Origin of the sequence: Bacillus sp. Cr_A10, from assembly GCF_029222665.1 — a bacterium.
In the GTDB taxonomy this organism is placed as follows: Bacteria; Bacillota; Bacilli; order Bacillales_A; family Planococcaceae; genus Psychrobacillus.
In genome coordinates this window covers 83,271-101,631 of the sequence record NZ_JARHXR010000013.1, presented here as the reverse complement: position 1 = coordinate 101,631, position 18,361 = coordinate 83,271, and the positions used below count along the sequence as shown (strand labels likewise).

Here is an 18,361-nt window from a genome sequence, read left to right as displayed (position 1 = left end):
TTGAGGAGATGAAGGAGTATTATTCCTTTTTAATATTTATTGGGGGTCACAGCTTGAATAATTATTATGTACTCGCGAGTTCAGTTATTATAAACGAAGAAAATCGACTTATTTCATATGATCAATCCTTAGAGCTTGTAGGGGTAGGAAGAAGTGCATTTGTTTTCAGAATAATATCAACAAAAATTGCAATTAAAGTGTACTATCCAAACTTAATATTTGTTGCACAAGAGGAAGCAGAAATTTATCAACTGCTTCAAGGAATTGACTATTACCCTATTCTTTATGATTCAGGGGTCAATTATATAGTAATTGATTTCATTGAAGGTGATACGATATTTGAGAATGTTACCCTTGGAAATGAAATAACCGCAGCCCAAGTAAAAGAAATTGATCTAGCACTATCGTTAGCTTCGAATAAAGGATTGAATCCCTCTGATATTCACTTACGTAACATTATTATTACACCAAATGGGGACATTAAGATTATTGATGTTGCTCGTTATAGACAATCAAAAGAATGTATGCGTTGGAATCATCTAAAAAAATTCCATAGACAGTTTTATAGAAAACGTTATTTTCCAAAGAAATTATCTGCTAGATTACTAGATGGTATTGGTATTTTATATAAAAAAGGACTTATACCATTTTATAGAGATTAAATGGCATAAGTCTTTGACTAGTTATTATAAATGATCGTTATTGTTTAGCCTCTCGCTGATTCTTCTTTTACGGTAAAGCATAATGCCGGCTTCTGCAATATCCTTGACAGCGGAACGGTTGATAAAGGCACCAAAGACTAGTCCGGCTATTGGAATCATTTGAAATAACTTTTTCCAACCGAATTGATCTCTATAAGCAAAAACTACCTCACGCCAACCTTGCATCTCTGAAACAACCTCTCTTTTGATGGTCTCATCGTGATGATCAAACTTCGATAATTGTGAAATAATAGTTTGTTTTCCAACAATATCAGCGGACACAAATTGTAAGCATTTTATAATAAATAAACGTTCTTTTTTGTCATTAGGATCGTAACCATAGCTAATGGCTATGTCCTGTAAAGTTTTTAACTGTAAACCTAATAGGAGCGGAATATCCAATGTAAGTGTAAAAATTCCTCCAATGCCGGTTCCAGCACCTTGAATGGTTGCGATGTTTTTTCTATTTTTCGTAAGATTGGCTACTGATTTGTCCATTAGAGAGACAGATAGTTTTTGTACATCTTCTAATGTTTCAACTCCTAAATCAGGATAATAAGATGGGACCTTAGATACAGAACTTAAATAGTTACCACCAGTTTGAACGTACTGACCAAGCTCGTCCAAAAGTACCCCTATTTTGTTTTGTATAAATTTAGGTGTCCATTTATCAATCATTTTAAAAGGGATACGTCCGAGCTTTTCCCAAAACCATAAATCACTTTGATCTTTCTCCCAAGCCTCTACCTTTGTTAGTTCTTCTGTTAACCATTCTTTCGAATCTTTCACTTGACCGCTCGCCTCTTTCTTTTCTTATTTACTTGAACGAAATTCGTATGAAAAAGTTCTCAATTCACTTTTAGATATTATGGAATACTATTATTTAAAATGGATAAACTAGTCATTAAAGCTTGTAGAAGGGTATGTGGTACGAATGAAAAATCGTAAGTTGGTACGTACCACAATAGGTCGTCCATCTCAAAAAAGAGAAGAAAATAAAACTAAAGCTCAATCGGAACCGGAACAACCGATTGAAATAATCAAGCAGTATACCAGTCAAATTAATGATGTTATATATAAAAAAATACCTACCGATGAGGGATTAGTTACAGTTATTTATAGCAAATCACTTGTAGAGAAAATGACGTTACAAGCAATGGTTTTGATTCCGCTTGCCAATCATTTAAATCAAATTCATCAAGTATCTGAAAAGTTGGATGCATCCAATGCCTCTGAGGTCACGTCTAAACTCACTTCAGGTTATACACTTTTGTATTTTCACGAAACAAAATTGTTGGTAAATATAGATACTTATAGTGCACCTACTCGGGCTATTACAAATACCGAGACAGAATCAACTGTTATAGGGCCACAAGATGCGTTTACGGAATCATTGGAAACAAATATATCATTAGTAAGAAGACGTATTCGTAATCCAATGTTAAAGAATGAAGATAGAACGATTGGATCGGAAACGAATACAAAGATTTCTATTCTATATATGGAGGACATCGTAAATAAAGAAAATCTTGAAAAGGTAAGAGGCAGAATTGATAAAATAAACCATCCTTCTTTCACTGATATTTCTATATTAAAACAGCTTATAGAGGATAATCCATTTTCACCTTTTCCACAGTTCTATATGTCGGTTAGGCCTGATAGCATAACACATTATTTGGTCGATGGAAGAATTGCGATATTTATGGATAATAGCCAATCGGCACTTATTTGTCCTACATCCTTTTTAGAGATGTTTGTTTCCATTGAAGACTATTATAATCGTTGGACAACAGCTACTTTACTTCGTTTCCTTCGATTTTTTGGTTTTTTCTTAACCATAATGATAACTCCTATGTATGTATCGATATTAACGTTTCACCCAGAAATTTTTCCCTATGAACTTTTATTGAATTTACAGGAGTCTAGGGCAAAAGTTCCTTTTCCTCCTCTTTTTGAAGTTTTGTTTCTCGAGTTAATTATAGAAGTACTAAGGGAGGCTGGATCTAGAATGCCTGCAAAAGTTGGACAAACGATAGGTATCGTAGGAGGTATTGTTATTGGTACAGCTGCAGTGGAGGCAGGACTAATAAGTAATATTCTAATTGTATTAGTAGCAATCTCCGCATTACTATCATTTCTTCCTCCTATCTTTTTAATGAGTAATACAAGTAGATTTGTTCGATATATCTTTATTATTTCGGCAGGGATGTTTGGGTTAATGGGTCAAATGCTTGCGTTTGCTTGGTTATTCGCTCATCTACTAAGGTTAAATTCCTTAGGAACTCCTTTTATGTCACCGATTATACCAAGAAAAGCAGGGGACTTAAAGGATGGCATTTTTAGGTTTCCAATAGCTTTCCTTAAAAATAAAACAGGAATAGCAAGATCACAGAAAAAGTAAAATCAATTTGGAGAGGTAGGTTAGGGTGAGTACAAACAAACGAAAGCTTTTGAATGATTATCATGTAGTTTTCTTGGCGCAAAGTGCAATGTTTGGTACTGGAATCCTTTCACTTCCTCAACGGCTAAGTTCTTTAGGTTACAGTGAGGCATTTTTTCCATTAGTGCTAGGTATAATTGCAAGTTTAACATTATGGCCAATGATATGGATTATGTCTAAATTTCCAAATGAAAATTTGTTTCGAATAAACGAGCTTTTGCTAAGTAAATGGATTGGCAAAAGTATAAATATATTTTTTGTTCTACAATTTACTTTGTTTCTAGCTGCAATCATCAGTAACTATATGCAGCTTATTCAAACTACTGCCCTGCCGGAACAAAAAATTACTGCCCCTATATTTTTATTAATTTTGATTCTAATATACATTGTTAAAGGTGGTATAAAATCTATTGCACGATTTTGTATGATGGCATTTTTTTTAACATTACCTTTGCTATATTTTTTACGATGGTCAATTGAAAAAGGAGATGTAAGTCACATTTTCCCTTTATTTAATTACAATTTCAAAGAAATGTTTGAAGCTTTACGAAAAGGATATTTATCTATTCTTGGGTATGAAACAATCTTGTTTTATTATCCCTATATTGTGAATCAAAAAAAGGCATTTAAACATGTATCTATTGGAATATGGATAAGTATAATTCTATGTCTCATAACAACATTTGTAAGTGTTATGTATTATTCAGAATGGCAATTAAAGAATGTCGAGTTTTCCGTGTTGCAATTGTTTAAAGCAGGTGAGCTTACTTTTATAGAAAGAATAGATATTATTGGAATGACGATGTGGGTATTTTTAGTTTTGTCGACAATGGCAATATACCTTTGGAGTGCGAAGAAAGGATTGGATTCCATTCGATCAAAAAAAAATAAACTTCATGTATATATCATTGCAACCGTTGTTTTTTTGATCATTATCTTCCCTTATTCTAATGAAATGAAGCAAAAACTATATGAGGTAAGCTTTTATGCAGGTTATCTGCTGGTAGTTTGGCCAATATTTTTGAGTATTGTACATGTACTTAGAAAAAAGAAGGTGCAACAATGAAAGGAAAATTAAAATTGCTTGCAATTACTTTCTGCTTTATATTCTTAGCAGGTTGTACAGAAAAAGAATTAAAAATACCTCTTGAAGATGTAGGCATGGTAGGAGTCTTAGCATTTGACTATATAGATGATGAGCAAACACAGATAACGGTAGCCATTCCGCAATACGATCCAGAAGCGAAGGAGCACACACAAATCTTCAGCGTTTCCACTGATTTGATATCAAAAGGAATAGTGGAAATAGAAGCACTTTCTGATAAAAAGATAGTACTAAATCAATTACGGGTTGTTCTTGTTAATGAGCAATTTGCACTTCAAGGGGATGTTCGTAATGCAATTCAACAGCTATATAGAAACGCTGAAGTTGGTAACAAAGTACTCATTGCAGTAGTTAAAGAAAGTGCAGAAGATATGCTGAAACAAGAATATCCAGATAAACCTAGCGTAATAATGTATTTAAACGATTTATTACAACCTAGTGTTAATACAGCATTTAATCCAAATACGAATATTCATGATTTTATGTATACACAAACCAACCCTAATTTTGACTCTATCGTTCCATTCCTAAAAACTAAAGACGGGAAAATAGATATTGATGGCATTGCTTTATTTAAAGAAAAAAGCATGCTCAAAAGTTTATCTACAAATGAAGGGTTAATCATACAGGCGTTGCAAGGAAGAAAAAAACTGGCACCACTAAATATCGAGCTTAACAATGAAAACCAAAAAGAAAAATTATTGATTGACTTGATTGATAGCAAAATAAAAATTAGAAGTAATAAAGATTTAAAAGCACCCAAATTGAACATTGTGCTAAAAATGTCAGGTACTTTAATAGAATATAGAGGCGAGAGAGAAAACAAGTTAAAAAGTATAGATAACATCGTTGACCTGGAAAAAGATGTGAATAAAAAAGTAGAACAAGACATTAGTAATTTTTTGGAGGAAATTAAAAAACTAGAAGTGGACCCAATAGGTTTAACTGAAAATTTTCGAATGCACTACAAAGGAAATTGGGATAAGGAATTAACAAATGAAACCATTAGTAAGTTAGAGTGGGATATTCAAGTGGATACTTCTATTTTGAGTACTGGAATTTTAAGATAATTTGTAAGAGAAGTACTAAATATCAACAGTAGGAAAAGTTCGGTTAAAACAATCCGGGCTTTTTTCTTTTTTAAGAATAAGTATTGTATTGCTTTACTATGATGGTAATAGATTTTATAGCAAGAAGGGGACGATCGATGTTTAGAACAATCAATATAATAATTCTCAGGACTACTACATGGTGAATTTAAAAGGGATAGCTGCATCCACTGGAATTGCCATTGGGAAGGCTTTTTTGCTAGTGGAACCTAATCTTACAGTCATTAAAAAAGCCATTACTAGCATGGAGGAAGAAATTACTCGTTTTCACTCCGCTTTACAAGAGGCAAAAAGAGAGATACAAAAAATCAGAGATCGTACCGCAGATGGTATAGGAGAAGAACATGGTGCAATTTTTGATGCTCATTTGCTAATTCTGAGTGATCCAGAGCTATTGGGAACAATTGAGAATAAAGTAAAAGTAGATAATGTAAATGTAGAGTTTGCATTGCAAGAAACTACGGATGCTTTAATCGAGATGTTTGAGCAATTGGATAACGAATATATGCAGGAGCGTGCCGCAGATATTAGAGATGTCACAAAAAGACTATTAGCAAAGCTATTGAAGTTAGAAATCCCTAACATAGCAATGATTGATGAAGAGGTAATAATAGTTGCAAAAGATTTAGCTCCTTCTGACACTGCACAACTAAATAAGAAATACGCTAAGGGATTTACAACTGACATGGGGGGACGAACATCCCATTCTGCTATTATGGCCCGATCTTTGGAGATTCCCTCCGTTGTAGGTACATCAAAGGCAACCTCATCTATAAAAAATGGGGATTTACTAATTATTGATGGAGATAATGGAGAAGTTTTTATAAATCCATCTAAAGAAAAGATTGATTTATATATAGAGAGACGAAACATGCTAGAACTTCAAAAGAAAACATTAACATTACTTAAAAATAAACGAACGATCACGTTAGATGGTAAACAAGTTGAAGTTGCTGCTAATATTGGTTCGCCACGGGACATCGAAAGTGTCATTGCACATGGAGGGGAGGGAGTAGGCCTTTACAGAACTGAATTTCTTTATATGGAAAGAGATACTTTTCCTACAGAGGAAGAACAATTTCAAGCATATAAACAAGTCCTAGAAAAGATGGAAGATATGCCAGTGGTCGTTAGAACATTGGATATTGGGGGAGACAAAAAGCTTCCTTATTTGAACTTATCTAAGGAGTTAAACCCATTTTTAGGTTTCCGTGCAATTCGTCTTTGTTTAGCAGAACAAGAATTATTCCGAGTTCAATTACGTGCTTTGCTCCGAGCAAGTAATTTTGGAAATCTTAAAATAATGTTCCCAATGATTGCAACTCTAGAAGAATTCCGAGAAGCCAAGCGGCTTTTGTTAGATGAAAAAGCAGTTCTTTTAAAGGAAGGATTCGAGGTAGCTAATCATATCGAAATTGGAATAATGGTAGAAATCCCTTCTACAGCAATAGTGGCTGATCAATTTGCAAATGAAGTTGATTTTTTTAGTATAGGAACGAATGATTTAATCCAATATACAATGGCAGCGGATAGAATGAACGAGCATGTATCTTATTTGTACCAACCATATCATCCTGCAATCTTAAGATTAGTCAAAATGGTCATCGACGCTGCACATGCAAAAGGAAAGTGGGTAGGGATGTGCGGAGAAATGGCTGGGGATTCCATAGCGATTCCATTATTGCTAGGGCTAGGATTAGATGAGTTTTCTATGAGCGCACCATCCATGTTAAAAGCTAGAAATCAAATCAATCAGTTGAAGGAAAGTGAAATGAAGGAACTTGTAGATAAAGCCTTGTTTTTGCAGACATCTGAACAAGTAATGCAATATGTTAAAGAAAGGATAAATCCCACTAGTTGAAATTCTAGTGGGATTGTTTTCACAATTAGCTCTTCTTATTATTTAACTTGTTTGTTCCATTTTCTCTGAGTTCAGCAAATTCACGTGAAAACTCTTCTTGAATTTCATTTGGCTTTATCTTTTGGTTTTTTGGGGTCTGTGGTAGCGAATCTTTATTTTTACTTTTTCCTTGCTTATTGTCTCTTCCCAAGTGAATTCTCCTTTCTCCTATTAACGTTCTTTACTAATATGGCTTATTAAACTCAATTTAATCATAAAAAAGCACTGAGCTATTAGCTCAGTGCGTGACATGTTTAACTTAAAACATATTCCTTCTTATTTTCGAGGATTTCTATTTGTTCTAAAGACTGAGATAATAAGGGGAACGTAAACTTAAAGGTCGTACCCGAATTTATTTCACTTTCCACATGGATTGTTCCATTCATAGCACTTACGATACTATAGACTACCATCAGACCGAGGCCTGTCCCTTTATTTCCCTTTGTGGAATAATAAGGCTCTCCTAAACGTACCAATTGATCAGGTGTCATGCCTGTTCCTGTATCTTTAATTAGAATGTTAACTGCTGAAGAGGTAGACTCTGTTTCAATGGTCAATGTTCCTCCTCTAGGCATTGCTTCGATTCCATTCTTCATAATGTTTATGAAGCATTGATGAAACTTTTGCTTGTCACCAATTATCACTAAATCATTTGAGAAGAATGTTTTGATCTTGATGGACTTTTTCTTTGCAGTTAATTGCAGTGCTTGAACAGCTTGCATGAGCTGATCATGAACATGAATAGTTTCTGTTAAAAAGTCTTCCGTTTTAGAAAAAGTTAGATAATCTTGAATAACCCTTTCTGCTGATTTTAGTTCTTTTTTTATAATCGAGAGATACTGAGCACGACTCTCCATAGAAATATTCTCACTCTGCAAAAGTTGAACAAAACCAATCGCTGCAGTCAATGGATTGCGAATTTCATGCGAAATAGAAGCCCCCATTTGTTCAACTGCTTCCAGCCTTTTTGAATTTAAAAGATGCTGTCGCAACAGGATGGTTCTAGTAATTTCTTCTATAAAATATGCAATCATTCCAACTCCTAAAGGCTGTATAAATAAAACAGCAAAATACAAATCATATTTAGGATATGGTAGATGCAAAAATTCCAATACTGTTTGTATTAAACTGAAGAGAAAAGTTAGTCCGACAGAAAAATATATGCGTTGATTAGAAGATAGTTTTAAAAAAACTGGAGAAAGTCGCCATAGCGAAATTGTTATTACACCATAAAGTGTAAAAGTCACCCAAAAAGAATCGTTAATTCCATAAAATGCTTTAATGCAGATGGTTAGTAACCCTAATAAAGGTCCTAGCCCCATATAGAGACCGCTTATAATGAGGGGAATATTTTTTAAGTCAAACAGAAAGCCATCATGTATTGGATAGCTAAATGCAAAACATAGGAAGAAGCTAACAACAAAATATAGAATGGCAATCTGTTGAATTTGTAGTAAATTATTTAACCGTTCAACCCATAATACACAAAAAAACATTAATACAATCAATAAAGATAAATTGAAAAAAAAGTGCTCTGTTAAATCCAAAGAAATACCTCTCTTCAACAACGGTTTAGGTAGAGAATTTTATAATTAATATTTTATTGATTTAAAGGAAAATCTGAAAATAGTATCCTTTCCATTTCGACTCCTAATATCTATTGCTCCTTTCAAATCACGTACAATATTGAAGGCGGCTGTCATTCTGCAAGTCAAAGTAGATAGTTGTTCTCCATTTAACACACCATCATTTGTAATTGAGATTAAAATACTCGTTTTGGTATCAACAGTTTCTATTAATAAGGTGCCACCGTGTGGCATGCAATCGATATAGTTTTTAATAATATTGATAAATGCTTGTTGAAATTTCGAACGATCAGCTTCGATAAATTGAGTTGATGAGAAATGGGTAATAATTTTCACAGAATGAAGATTTGCTAAAGGCTTAAGCAACTTTAAAGTATGAGTAAGTTCAGTATCGATTTGCAGTTTTTCATCTGATTCAACTATTGGTTTAGAAAAGGTTAGATAGTCTTGGATAATTCCTTCTGCTGCATCCAATTCTTCTTTTAAAATAGAAAGATATTGAACTCTTTTATTATCCTTTAGTGAGTTATTGGAAAGCAGTTCCACAAAACCAATTGCAGTTGTTAATGGATTTCGTATTTCATGGGAAATTGCTGCTCCCATTTGTTCTACTGCTTCTAATTTCTCTGCTTTTATTATTTGTTGATGCAATTGAATATTTTTTTCTGTTGCCTCGATGATATATGCAATCATTGCAACACCAAGTGGAGGAACAATAATATAGGCAAATATCAAATCCCATGTATGACCAGCCGATGATTCATATAAAACTACTATTAATATACCTACACTTATGAATATAGATATTCCCATCAATAAAAGAATTCGATGTTTGGACGCTAGCTTTAGAAACCATGGGGAAATAAACCATAATATAGGGCTAATAATAGAATAAATTAATAGTCCGAAAAAGAATCCGAAATCAATTCCGTATAACCCACGACTGACAATAATTACTACAAAAAGTATATGGCTTACTCTCAAGTAAAGCGATCCTATTAAAAAAGGAACAATTCTCAGATCTAAAACAGCTTCATCGCCTAATTGATAGGAATAGAGGAAACAGAGTATTAAAGAAATAACACAATAAAGTAAACCTGTTCGCTTGAAGTTAAAAATACTTTTACTACTCATTGTACGAATAATGGTCAAACTAACGAAAAGTAAAAGGATTAATAAGGAAAGATTAAACAGAAAATGCATGGTTATATTTTCCAATGTTGTACCTCTTCTAATCTACTTTTATAAATTAATAGTAACTAGTAAGAAAGAAATATACAATGCCTTTTATAAAATATTTTGAACATTCTTTTAATATAATATTTTTTTAAGACAATGAAAAAAGCACTTAAATCTCTAACCGATGGATAGAAGATTTAAGTGCTTCTTTACTTTTATTTATTGAAAAATGAAATCAACTGTTTATTAGATGGAGCTTGAATTTTATACATCAATGATCGATCTTCACTATTTACAATTTTTGGTACAATAGATTCAATTACATTGAACTTCCAAAAGGAAGGCTTACTCTTTGTGCTTTTTTCCGTTTCCATAGTCATCATTTTTCTTTGAAAAGGATGAAGTTTTGCCATAAGGAACTTATCTTTAATACGAATAAGCAAGTATCCTTCAACTTTATCAGGATTGTATTTTTTCATAAGCGAGTCACCCAGTTCAAACGAATTTGATTTGTTTTGAACAGAGGGAGAAATGATAAAAAAATGTTCTTTTTGAAATATGGAAGTATTGGATACTTGACGAAAACCTAAATCATTTATAAGAAAATCAAGATTTACTTGTGAAGCGGCACTAGCGACTGACATATACATACCTCCTATACGTAATAAAACACATCACATATTTTAAGTATACCCTAATTCGTCTAAAATCACTTCAAAATTAGGAATATTTTCTTAATTCATGTTTGTAGAAGTTATAAAAGCCATCGCCAATTAAACGCTGTAAAACAAAAGGTAATATTAATAACCTTAGCTTTTAAAACTTTACCATTTTCTCAGGAGAAACTAGTGTAACTAATACATGTTTACAATGCCGACTTGGTCGATTTTAAATTCCATGTAACCGGACGGTTGCACGGTAAATAACATTTTATTTAATCCGTTTGTTAAAGGACCATTATAATTATTTTCTACTTCCACTTTTATCGTAACTAGAAATTCAACTTGAGAATTGTTTCTTTCTGTTTCTTTTAGATTTACGAACTCAAGTTTTTTGATGCCTTTTTTAAATTCGGTCACATCAAAAGTAGAATGAGGTAGGAACTGATTTTGAGCAACTTTAGAATCAATTAGTAAATAATTGAAGAGAACATAAATAGGGTTTACATTTCCCGGAATATCTAATTCCCAATAAGGCTTTTTGCTAACTCGCCAACCAACATTATTTACATTTTGATATTCTACAATATACACTTGTTTTTCATTCGTGTTTCCAATAGGAACAATCACTTTATAATACGTGGAGTTTTTATCCTTTTTGATTAGCTCCGCAGTTGCTTTATTCCATTGTGCTAAAGTACCACCATCTGCTTCAATTTGTGCGAGTTTTCCTTTGTAATCGATGATTCCAAGGTCTTTTATAAACTGCTCAGCAGCAACTTGTGTCATGGATTGCATTAAGTAGCTCAGTAACTTAGCTTTTGTGTCAATTTTGCTTGAAAGGTAACGATAGGTAGAACCGTTATGAAGAAATGTTTTGTATTCTCCTGGACTATATTCTCCGCCAGCCTGCACATAGAGTGTAGCCTGTGCAAATTTAGCTGCTAGTTCAACTGCTACTTTATCCGTAAGATCAGTATTCTTTTCTTGAATTGGTTCTTTACTGATTTTCCATCCAGCTTTGTTGTTTACAAATTGATATTCAATGAGAAAGTTTTGTTTTTCGTTTGTATTCCAGACAGGTACAGTTAGACGGTATTGAAGATTATTTTTATTTTTCTTTACAAACTGAGCAGTTGCCTTTTCCCATTGTAATAAGGAACCACCATCTGCTTCTACTTGTGCTAATTTTCCTTTATATTCAATAATTTCTCTACTTTTTATAAATTGCTCTGCTTCAGCAGGTACTAAAACCTTTTCTAAGTATGCTTTTAGTTCTTTTTTAGTATCGATAGAACTCGATAAATAGCGATAGGTTTTTTTGTTGTAAGTAAAGGTTTTATATTCCCCTTTCTTATAATCTCCTCCGCGTTGAATATAACTAGCTATTGTGTTAAATTCCTTTGCTAAATCTATCACTTTTTTTGTAGACAGTTCATTTTGTTTCGCTTTTTGGTCGACTTTTGTTTGTTCTTTTGCAAGGACGTTAGTATTTTGTGAAAATGGTACAGATAATAGTCCGATGGTTAAACCTGTGATTAGTAGCTTTTTTGCACTTCTAGTCATTTCATAACCCCCAAAAAATGTTTTATTTTCTAACATTTGATTAGACGTCGCATACTATCATGCTGTTACATCTAAAAAAATTGCTCCATCTTATTTATAGTAGAAGTTAATTGTATTTATTCATAAAACCCTTTTAAATTTCATTGTTCATATGAAAATCGTATGGTAATAGCCCTTTTCCCATGTTGAAATAGGAGTTTATTAGGTTTTAGGTCATATGAAATACTACTTATCTATATGCATTCGCGCTGGCCGCACGTCCGCATGAGCCGCTGTATGCGCTAGGCGCATCCAACTGTCTCATACGGCGCGTCTTGCGGCTGGGAAGGCGCGAATGCAGGGGTGTTAGTCATAAGGTTTTCTATTAAAATGTGCTCCATAGTATTGGAAATCCTAAATACTGTTATTAATGATTTATAAATGGGATTTTTTTTATCGACAGTGGTGAATAGGAGAGACAAAGGGGCGACTCATCCTGAGGAGGGTCATGATTTGCGTGCGGTAAGCGCATATCCGTGTCTATTCTAAGCAGTGAAACACACGTATAGATCATCCGTAATAACAGAGCCATACATAAAAAAACTGCAGCACTCATATTTCTACAAGTATCACTGCAGTTGGTAATATATTATTCTACTTCTTCAAAATCAGATTCATCAAATGAATCGAGGTATTTCCAGTTACCAGCTTCATCTTTTTCTAAAATGTAATAAGCGGTATATTCAAATGAATCATTTTCATCCATAGTTACTTTTTGATCATGAATAACGAATGCAGTACCTTCTAAAATATATTGAACTTCCAAACCTAACGTCTCGTATTTTATGTCATAGTCTTGGAAGGTAGAGCCAATTAATTCACTTAGAGTTTCATAGCCAGGGTATTCTTCGCTATATAAACTAAGTGTTGCTTCAAGGTTTTCTTCATTTGCGTATTCATCGGATTTTTTGAAGAACTCAATAATCTCGCTCTCTTGTGCTAGAAAGCTGGAATCATTTCTTATCATTTCATAATAAGTTTCATAAAGTTCGTTTATGATAGCTTCATCTTCAATTGCATCGAGTAAGTCAAAGAATCCAATAACTTGTGTTTCAACTGTTTGTTGATCAGCGTTTTCAGCAATCATTCTATCTAATGCATCCAAATGCATTTTTGTAGAAATAACATATTTAGATGTCTGAAGTGCCTTTTCACCTGGAGTTTTGTATTTAACTAATATTGCATCTCTTGTTGACTTTCCATAAACACGATAAAGTAAAATCGCTTGTTTGCGTATCTCACTAGATAATTCATGGTAACTTTTTTCAGTAGCATCAGCTGTTGGATTGGCTGCAAATAAAGTATTAAATTTATTTGTTTTATCCACTATTTTCTTACCAGAAGTAATTGCATCAATATATCCCGTTGCACGGGTATAGTGAATACCAACGTTATTTTCTAAACGCTTCTTTAAATCCTCTTTCTTTTGACCACTTAATTGATCTAGTTCCTTCTTAGCGTTTAAATATGCATTTTTTGTGTCGTTAAAGATTTTCATATCAGGATTTTTAATTTCTTTTGTAAGTTCATAAGAAATTTGCCATTTTAAAGCTCCGGCATGTTGTTCTGCAATTTTCACTAATGATTCAGCTTTTGAAAGTGAAGCGGCTTCGACAGAAGTGGGGGGAGCAACAAAACATGCAACCACTAAAAATGCAGTTAATAATATTGATAATAATTTCTTCATAGGTATTCTCCTAAATTTATTAGTCTTACAAAATTTTGGTCAAGTAAGCCATATATAGGATATTTCATTGTAATTGTTTATTCTAGTGAATAACGATGGTAATAGAACCATATAAAGTAAATTACAAGTTTGTTGGGATAGGATATTTTACTGCATTTTTCTTTAATTTTTGTTGCGCTGCTTCTTTTAGGTCAATGTCTAACACGTTCGCCAGTTGTAAGAGGTAAATAAAAACGTCTGCTGCCTCTTCAACTATTGCCTGCTTGTCCTTTTGAATAGCTTCCTCTGAGGAGACCCATTGAAAATGCTCTAATAATTCACTTGCTTCTAAGGAAACAGATATTGCTAGGCTACGCGCATCATGATTTCCACCCCAACCCCGATCATCACGAAATTTTAGTATCTCTTCGGTAAGTTCTTTCATTTTAATTCCTCACTTTGCTAAAAAATATAAGTAAACAATGATTTAACATCGTTTTGAATACTTGCGACTTTCACGATATCTTCCATTATTTAAGTATTCATTTTGACCGACCCTTATAGAAGTATTTTATAACGACAAGAAAATTTTTTCACCACTATCTGTAAAAAGATGGGCTTCGGATTAATAATTTGCGTTGGGCTTCAGTGAAATAGATACACCTATGATAATAACAATTGCACCAATCATTTGAAGTGCTTGAATATTAATATCTAATAGAAAGAATCCAAAGATCATTGCAACAAAAGGTTCCAGGTTCAATAAAAGTGCAGCTTTAGAAGCTCCAACTTTATGGATGGAGCTATTCCATAAATACGTACAAAGACCATGCATAATAATCGCCGTTATAATAAGTAACAACCAATAGGAAAGGGGAACAGACAATACTAGATAGGCTTTATTCCAAGGGACAAAAGGAAGTAATCCAACTAATCCAAAGAGATTGCTTAATAGAGTAATAGTAGAAGGATGAATAGACTTGGAAAGATGTTGAACAAAAATTAGGAAAACAGAAAAGGTTAACATGGTTAGACTGATTAATAGCTCGCCTTTTCCGAAATTAGGTACAAGCAATGATCCATTAGTTATTACAAGCCAAACTCCTAACAAAGCAACTAAGGAGCCCAGCCAAAATTGTAATGTCTTTCTCTCTTTAAAATAGTAAGATGAAAGTATGGCCGTAACTATTGGCGACAAAGCGAGGATGAGTGATGCTGTAACTGGTTCTGTATATTGAAGGCTCGCATAGAAGCTCCATTGATTTAACGATACTCCTATAAATCCAGCTACTCCTAACCAAATGTAATTATGTAAGGTTAGTTCCTGTATTTTAATAGTTCGATAGGTCATGAAGAAAAGAAAAATAACGATAAATATTAAACGAAAAAATGCTATTATACTCGGATCAAATACGTCCACCAAAATAGATCCAAAGACGAAATTACTTCCCCAAGCAATAACGCATCCTAAAAGAACTAAATAAGTAAACCATTCTTTATTCATGAAAAGTACTATTCCTCCTTTGGGTTTCAAAAGTTAAGCTCTGTTTATTTTCAATGAAGTTGCACTGAACTAAGAGTTGTTTTTTGTGAATGTCAGTGTATTTCTCTTAATAAGAAATTAAAGTAGACTCTTTTAGATGAAGTGATATTGAGAACTGGGTAGGCTTACTTCTATATTTAATAGTTTTCATTTACATCAGATGTTTCAGGGCGGTACGCTTTACACGCAGCAAGAATGCGAAGAATGAGACCCCGTAAAGGGTGGGGGAGCGACAAGACGATGGAGCGATTCATCCTGCGGAGGTTCATCCGTGATCTTCCCTTTAGTTGCGCAAGAACATATTCTATTAAGCACTTCAAATCATTCATTATAAATATAAAAACCAAAAGTTAAAAGAGAAAGAGGTACCTCTTTCTCTTTTAGGTCCATTATAATAATTCGCCTTTTACCATCACTAAACGATTTTTAGGTTTTCTAGCTACAACTTCTGCGGAAGAAGCGGCGTCAAAAAATATAAAATTTGCGTCATCTTGAATATTTGGCCAAACCTTTTGACCTTCTTTATTTAAAGGTAATATTCCACCAGTTACCCATTTTAGTGCATTTTTTAATGATTTTTCATCCTTTTTATTTGTAAGCTCGCAAAAACGTGTCGCTTTCTCTAATACATCACCATTCCCATATGGACTCCAAGAATCATAAAAACCATCACAACCAAAGTGTACTTTTACTCCATGATTATCTAACAGGTCGATCGGCGGAATCACTCGATTTAAATTGATAGGAATTGTCGACATAATGGCTACATCTGCCTCTACAAGACGGTTTGCAACAACGATTTGTTGTGGAATTGGGATGTCCCCAAGACAGAAGGAATGACTTAAAGCAGTTCGTCCACGATAGTTTGCTTCCAGTACAATATCTATCCATTTATCTGTCGTATAATAGCCGACATGTCCACCATCATGTAAATGAATGTCGACATCAGCATCAAATTCAGTTGCAATATCCATTACTTCATATAAAGATTTTTCAATAGCACGATCTATCCCTGCTGGGTCTAAACCACCAACCATTGTTGCTCCACTTCTCATAGCTTCTCTCATAAGTTGAGGAACTGATTCACGTAATAGGCCATGTTGTGGAAATGCAATAATATCAGCGGTTACTTTGCCTTTGAATGTTTCAAGAGCAGCTACTACACCTTCTAAATTTTTCAGTCCAATATATGGATCAATATTTACGTGGGTACGAATATGAGTTGAACCAGATTGAAGTAATGTTTCAATCATTTTCGTTGCTCTTTGCTGTGCGCTTCCTGCTAGGATAGATAATTCTTGAGCTTCAAGATCCAAACGCTCTTTTAAGTTTGCTACAGGGGTACAGGCTTTCCAGTCCAATGTCATATATGTTTTGTCTAAATGATTATGCATTTCTTTAAAAGTGGGTAATGCTAGTTTTTGTTTCATATCAATAATGTCATAACCTGCAGGTACATTTTCATCTGCTGTTAACTGATCAACAATTTTCCCATCTTCTACTTTAAGATGAAATAACCCGGTTTCAGTTTCTATTGTTCCATTGTGTAGTAATTTCTCTCCAACTTCTAATTTAACATTTGTAAGCCATTTAACTTTTCTCATTGTGTTACCTCCTTAGCCAGAACCTCGTCATTTATATAAGCAATGTTTCCATTTGATATGACATGCGTTATCGGACGTCTTCTAGCAACGGCTTGAGCGGAGCATACAGCATCTAGAAGAAGTACATTTGCTCTATCTCCTACTTTTGGCCATACTCTGTCTCCTGAATCAGTAAGAGGAGTAATACCACCTGAGGCATATTTCCAACAACGATTTAAGGAGTATTCATCGATAAACTTAAATCTCTCGGCTAAAATGCTTAATTTTTCAATTGTATCACCAGTCCCAAATGGAGACCAATGATCAGTCAGGCTATCATGACCAAGGGAAACGAGCACTCCATTCTCATGTAAATAAGGAATAGGTATAGTGGATCGGCCGATAGGGACAGTTGATGTGACATCAATTTTTGACTCAGCTAAAACTGCCGCTAATTCTTCTAATTCTTTACCTTGAAGATCTCCTAAAGCCATTGCATGGCTAATCGTAACTTGCCCATCTTTTTTTGCTTTCTTTGTTAGTTCTGCAAGCTTATAAAATTCAAATGCACCAAGTGAATTTGGATCGTGAATATGAATGTCTACGCCTTTTCCGGATTCAACTGCAATGTCCATAGTTAAGTTCAAAGAACGATCGATATCTCGATCAATAGTAGCTGGGTCAACTCCACCGACAAGTGTTGCACCCAATTTCATGGCTTCACGCATTAAAGGTTCAACTTTTGAACGTAATAACCCATGTTGTGGAAAAGCAACAATGTCATATGTGACTTGGTTTTCAAACTTTTTAAATGCTTCTTTAGTAATCTCAATATGTTTTGTCCCTATTTGTGGGTCAACATTACAGTGGGAGCGAATATGTGTATGTCCTTGAGAAATGAGCCACTCTATCATTTTTTCAGCTCGGTTTAAGGCAAATGGAAGTTGGGCAGGTAATAATTCTTGTTCTTCTTCAATTCTTGTCAAAATCCCATTTGTAATCGGTGTACATGCTTTCCAAGGACCACTGAAGTAAGTTTTGTCCACGTGTATATGCATCTCTCTAAAAGAAGGCATTAACAGCCTTCCGTGTGCCTCAATTACCTCATAGTCAGAGCCAGTGGTTTGTATATGGTTTTCAATTTCCGTAATTTTCCCATCTTGAATAAGTACATCGAAAAGATCCGTATTTGTTTGTACAACACGTCCATTTTCAAAAGCAAAACCAGTTTCAAGCAGAGCATTTTTAATAAGAAGAGTTTTCATGTTTTATCCTCCCGATATAT

General features: G+C 33.9%; 16 protein-coding genes. 5 read left to right on the top strand and 11 right to left on the bottom strand.

Annotated elements, in window-relative coordinates; genetic code table 11:
- The first annotated feature begins 53 nt into the window (after nucleotides 1-53).
- Nucleotides 54-662 (top strand): protein kinase family protein, encoded by a 609-nt coding sequence (locus tag P2Q73_RS14590; RefSeq protein ID WP_275788534.1) that lies wholly within the window; start codon nucleotides 54-56, stop codon nucleotides 660-662.
- Between the two features lie 24 nt (nucleotides 663-686).
- On the opposite strand, the gene P2Q73_RS14585 is transcribed toward P2Q73_RS14590, so the two are convergent.
- On the bottom strand, nucleotides 687-1,490 hold the full coding sequence (locus tag P2Q73_RS14585; protein ID WP_275788531.1) for an EcsC family protein: 804 nt from the start codon (nucleotides 1,488-1,490) through the stop codon (nucleotides 687-689).
- Nucleotides 1,491-1,635: 145 nt separating this feature from the next.
- Here P2Q73_RS14585 and P2Q73_RS14580 point away from each other — a divergent pair, with 145 nt between their 5' ends.
- From P2Q73_RS14580 to ptsP, 4 genes are all read left to right on the top strand, one after another.
- Entirely contained in the window at nucleotides 1,636-3,102 is a 1,467-nt protein-coding gene (locus P2Q73_RS14580) for a spore germination protein (RefSeq protein ID WP_275788529.1), read from the top strand.
- Between the two features lie 25 nt (nucleotides 3,103-3,127).
- The gene (locus P2Q73_RS14575; protein WP_275788527.1) at nucleotides 3,128-4,207 is read left to right on the top strand and encodes a GerAB/ArcD/ProY family transporter; all 1,080 of its coding nucleotides are present in this window, start codon (nucleotides 3,128-3,130) and stop codon (nucleotides 4,205-4,207) included.
- The gene (locus P2Q73_RS14570) at nucleotides 4,204-5,316 is read left to right on the top strand and encodes a Ger(x)C family spore germination protein (protein WP_275788524.1); all 1,113 of its coding nucleotides are present in this window, start codon (nucleotides 4,204-4,206) and stop codon (nucleotides 5,314-5,316) included. Before P2Q73_RS14575 ends, P2Q73_RS14570 begins: the two co-directional genes overlap by 4 nt.
- Nucleotides 5,317-5,494: 178 nt before the next feature.
- The gene (gene ptsP / locus P2Q73_RS14565) at nucleotides 5,495-7,216 is read left to right on the top strand and encodes a phosphoenolpyruvate--protein phosphotransferase (RefSeq protein WP_275788521.1); all 1,722 of its coding nucleotides are present in this window, start codon (nucleotides 5,495-5,497) and stop codon (nucleotides 7,214-7,216) included.
- A 25-nt stretch (nucleotides 7,217-7,241) separates the two neighbouring features.
- Here the strand turns inward: ptsP and P2Q73_RS14560 are convergent, their stop codons facing one another.
- The 10 genes from P2Q73_RS14560 to P2Q73_RS14515 form a co-directional block, all read right to left on the bottom strand.
- The gene (locus tag P2Q73_RS14560) at nucleotides 7,242-7,406 is read right to left on the bottom strand and encodes a YfhD family protein (protein WP_156316804.1); all 165 of its coding nucleotides are present in this window, start codon (nucleotides 7,404-7,406) and stop codon (nucleotides 7,242-7,244) included.
- A gap of 103 nt (nucleotides 7,407-7,509) precedes the next feature.
- The gene (locus tag P2Q73_RS14555) at nucleotides 7,510-8,802 is read right to left on the bottom strand and encodes a sensor histidine kinase (protein ID WP_275788516.1); all 1,293 of its coding nucleotides are present in this window, start codon (nucleotides 8,800-8,802) and stop codon (nucleotides 7,510-7,512) included.
- A gap of 45 nt (nucleotides 8,803-8,847) precedes the next feature.
- A complete protein-coding gene (locus P2Q73_RS14550; protein WP_275788514.1) occupies nucleotides 8,848-10,059 on the bottom strand; it encodes a histidine kinase dimerization/phospho-acceptor domain-containing protein in 1,212 nt (403 codons plus the stop codon).
- A gap of 176 nt (nucleotides 10,060-10,235) precedes the next feature.
- Nucleotides 10,236-10,664 carry a hypothetical protein gene (locus P2Q73_RS14545; protein WP_275788511.1) on the bottom strand — a complete coding sequence of 143 codons (429 nt, stop codon included), beginning with the start codon at nucleotides 10,662-10,664 and terminating at the stop codon, nucleotides 10,236-10,238.
- 210 nt (nucleotides 10,665-10,874) lie between these two features.
- Nucleotides 10,875-12,245 (bottom strand): DL-endopeptidase inhibitor IseA family protein, encoded by a 1,371-nt coding sequence (locus P2Q73_RS14540; RefSeq protein ID WP_275788508.1) that lies wholly within the window; start codon nucleotides 12,243-12,245, stop codon nucleotides 10,875-10,877.
- A gap of 628 nt (nucleotides 12,246-12,873) precedes the next feature.
- Nucleotides 12,874-13,971 (bottom strand): hypothetical protein, encoded by a 1,098-nt coding sequence (locus P2Q73_RS14535; protein ID WP_275788506.1) that lies wholly within the window; start codon nucleotides 13,969-13,971, stop codon nucleotides 12,874-12,876.
- A gap of 121 nt (nucleotides 13,972-14,092) precedes the next feature.
- On the bottom strand, nucleotides 14,093-14,395 hold the full coding sequence (locus tag P2Q73_RS14530) for a nucleotide pyrophosphohydrolase (RefSeq protein ID WP_275788503.1): 303 nt from the start codon (nucleotides 14,393-14,395) through the stop codon (nucleotides 14,093-14,095).
- 180 nt (nucleotides 14,396-14,575) lie between these two features.
- Nucleotides 14,576-15,454, bottom strand: a complete 879-nt coding sequence (locus P2Q73_RS14525; protein ID WP_053590750.1) for a DMT family transporter — start codon at nucleotides 15,452-15,454, stop codon at nucleotides 14,576-14,578.
- 428 nt (nucleotides 15,455-15,882) lie between these two features.
- Complete coding sequence (locus P2Q73_RS14520) at nucleotides 15,883-17,097, bottom strand: amidohydrolase (RefSeq protein ID WP_275788499.1); 1,215 nt, start codon at nucleotides 17,095-17,097, stop codon at nucleotides 15,883-15,885.
- Nucleotides 17,094-18,341: an amidohydrolase family protein gene (locus P2Q73_RS14515; RefSeq protein WP_275788496.1), complete on the bottom strand. Its 1,248-nt coding sequence runs from the start codon at nucleotides 18,339-18,341 to the stop codon at nucleotides 17,094-17,096. Before P2Q73_RS14515 ends, P2Q73_RS14520 begins: the two co-directional genes overlap by 4 nt.
- Nucleotides 18,342-18,361: the final 20 nt, after the last annotated feature.